The organism is Bacillus sp. cl95, assembly GCF_900115925.1.
Taxonomy (GTDB): domain Bacteria; phylum Bacillota; class Bacilli; order Bacillales; family Cytobacillaceae; genus Neobacillus_A.
The window spans coordinates 1-3,021 of sequence record NZ_FOYF01000018.1; the positions used below are offsets into that span (position 1 = coordinate 1).

3 protein-coding genes are annotated in these 3,021 nt (G+C 31.1%); all 3 read right to left on the reverse strand.

From position 1 onward, the window contains the following. Window positions 1–1,511 precede the first annotated feature (1,511 nt). Window positions 1,512–1,694 carry a hypothetical protein gene (locus BMZ31_RS20520; protein WP_090833667.1) on the reverse strand — a complete coding sequence of 61 codons (183 nt, stop codon included), beginning with the start codon at window positions 1,692–1,694 and terminating at the stop codon, window positions 1,512–1,514. Window positions 1,695–1,762: 68 nt separating this feature from the next. Further along, on the reverse strand, window positions 1,763–1,972 hold the full coding sequence (locus tag BMZ31_RS21085) for a DUF1516 family protein (protein ID WP_139205990.1): 210 nt from the start codon (window positions 1,970–1,972) through the stop codon (window positions 1,763–1,765). Between the two features lie 266 nt (window positions 1,973–2,238). Then, complete coding sequence (locus tag BMZ31_RS19955) at window positions 2,239–2,613, reverse strand: NUDIX hydrolase (RefSeq protein WP_090833668.1); 375 nt, start codon at window positions 2,611–2,613, stop codon at window positions 2,239–2,241. Between the last annotated feature and the right edge of the window lie 408 nt (window positions 2,614–3,021).

Sequence of the window (3,021 nt, forward strand, 5' to 3'; positions counted from 1 at the left end):
TTTGTTGACATTTTTGTTTGTTTAGTTTTCAAGGAACAATTTGTCCATCGCTGAGAAGCGACTTTATTAATATAACATTTAGCAATCCGTATGTCAACAATCTTTTAAACTTTTATAAGTTGTTAACTCGTTATTAACGACTGCTTTAGAATAATAACATCCTTATCATTATTGGTCAACCCTTTTCTAGAATTAAATCTAATAACTAAGTTTTTTCTAATCTATAATCCACTAAAGCCTCATCAATTATTATTCCAAAATACTAATTTAACTCAAGTTTTACCTTAATTCCTCTGGATAGTTTAGTAATCTAAAATCTTATCTTTACTCCATCTAGACCTTAAAGGAGCTGATTGCTGATAAGAAGGGATACTTATTCCCTTAAAAGAATTCAGGCAACATCATAGAGTCCACTTCATGAAAAAACGGAAAATGAATTAAGAAAATATAGGTAATATTTTTCCACCATACATTTAGTTGTTAAGCGATATTTAATCATATTAACCCTTCGCATCGGATCAATATGATTATTTGAAATCGATACTATCCTAGAAGGCGTTGATTGAACTAGAAGGGGCGAGAAACATATACATCTTAAGTAGAAAGAATAGATTACTATGTTATATTCTTTCTTTTCATAATTTTCTTATTTCCATTAACCTTCTTGATTTTTCTTTTATAGAAATTTCTAAATCTCTTTGGTGGAAACTGCTTATCTAATAACAAAAAAATAAAATCTAAAATACCTAAGAAAACTAACAAGATTAAAATGGAAATGCTAATATAAGTTATCCATTTTAGAATGAATTCAATAACTATTGCACTCAACACTAATCCTCCACTATCACTTCGCATTTAAAACTATCTATAAGTTATTTAAACAAGAATATTGTTATAAATTCTCCTTCTATACCTTGCTCTCTTTTCCTTAATTCTTATGTAATTCAACTAAAAGTCTTACCTAGTAAAAACATAATAAAGGACGTATAACCAACTACAGAACCCGTGAATTATAGCCCAGAGAACTGATTTATGAATACTCCAAGATATTGTTATAGCTAGAGCAGATCCAAAAGTAATTGCACTTTTAGAACCAACTGGAACATTTAATCTTTTTTCTGTATTTTCTTTCATAACCCAACCCTCATTTCTCTGAATCTATTTTATAATTATTCTTCACTGAAAAGGTTATTATCTTCTCATCTATAATTTATTAGTCTTTACTCTCTTTGGCATTTGGTTAGGTATTGGATGCTGTGCTCTATGGGTGGTCATCCATAAATAAAGGCACATCAGTTTTAGATTCAATTTGAATATAATTTTTGGATATTCCATAGCATCCAATTAACACAATTATCGTGATCAAAAGATATAATATCATGCTCATTAAAATAGACCCCTAATCTGAATAACATTCTACACCCTTCTAAACAAATTCAATATTAATTAAGAAAGCACCCATATATCCATTCAACATCAGTAAACAAAGAGCTTTCCAAAGCTTTCCCGAGTTAGGTATAGTAGAAGCCTATTATCCATTTCAATACAAAAGCTAAAATAGAAGTAACAATTACATCAAAGACAATCTTTTTCATACCTTTGTTCTTATAATTAGAATCAACAAAGAATCTAATTATGTAAAATACCGTAAAGATGGCAAGTAGTTCGAGGAAATCAAGTTCTATATAAATCATTCCTTTTCAATATTTTCCCCTTGTATTAAGTCACCCTTTAAAAACTACCTGAATCATTTATTGCAATCCTATTGGCTTCTCTTAAGCCACACTTCAAAAAACAATCCAATTAAACATAATCCCAAAACAGCATCCACTATAAGTTGGAAAGCAGTTGTATCTATTTTTAGTATCCTGATGAAAACATCAGTACACAAGGTAAGAAGTAATATCACTCGTAAGATGATTTGCATTTTAGAAAAATTAGATGCTTGCTCAAAATAAGCTGTTAACTTCATAAATAACGTAAATGAGCAAGAAATTGTGCTGCACGTGATCTTTTATGATTATCAGTGCTAGTTAGATTTTGTAGTAATAGCTCCCACACTTATATGCCCACTTTACTTCTTTTTCTGTATTATCTACATTTTGGATTCCTTTGCATTTTGATTCTAAATCCTCAAAATAACTTTGGACTCGTGCATCTATTTAATCAACTTCTATTAAAGAATTCTATTACTTCCTTAAACAGAGCCTAATTAAAAAAGATCTCTCAGTAGGCACCCTACGATTCAATAAGATACTGTTTATATAAATCTATAATAGGTAGCGTAACATTATCCCATATTTCTTTATCATCTATTGATACCCATCTAACTTCAATAATGTCCTCATTATCCTTAATATTCCGATCTATTAACATTTTGCCATCCGTAATTTCAGCCAAGAAAGTAAACTTATCCAATTCATAACAAAGCAGTTTTCTTATCCTTACAGAATAGCCTGTCTCTTCTTTTAATTCCCTTACACAAGCTACTTCTGGTGTTTCCCCTTTTTCTATCCCTCCACCAGGGAAATTCCATACAACCGCACCGCGTTTAACGTATTGTTTAACCATTAATACTTTTCCATTCTGATATATAACACCTTGAGCAATCATGTATTTCACCTACCTTCCAAAAATACTTATGTAACATGCTTTATAAAAAGTAGTCAATAGTAGGGAAAGTTGGATCGTTAATGCTGCTCTGGTAATCTACTATCGGTGTTCATATAAGGATATATTGCCCCTTTATAGTTCGTATTCACAATAAAATCGTTACCTAATCTACTTCAACAAAAAAGAAGCAATCCCTTCTCGGATAGCTCCCTTTAATTGAGTAAATTCTTTATTTCCCATAAATGTCGAGTCTAATCACACTATGATCTTTCCTATCTATAAAATTTCCCCACTAATAATTTCTTTTTCGTATACAAAAAAAGAACAGCACAATGGCTGTTCTTTCAAATTGCCCGGCGGCGTCCTACTCTCACAGGGGGAGAGCCCCCAACTACCATCGGCGCTGAG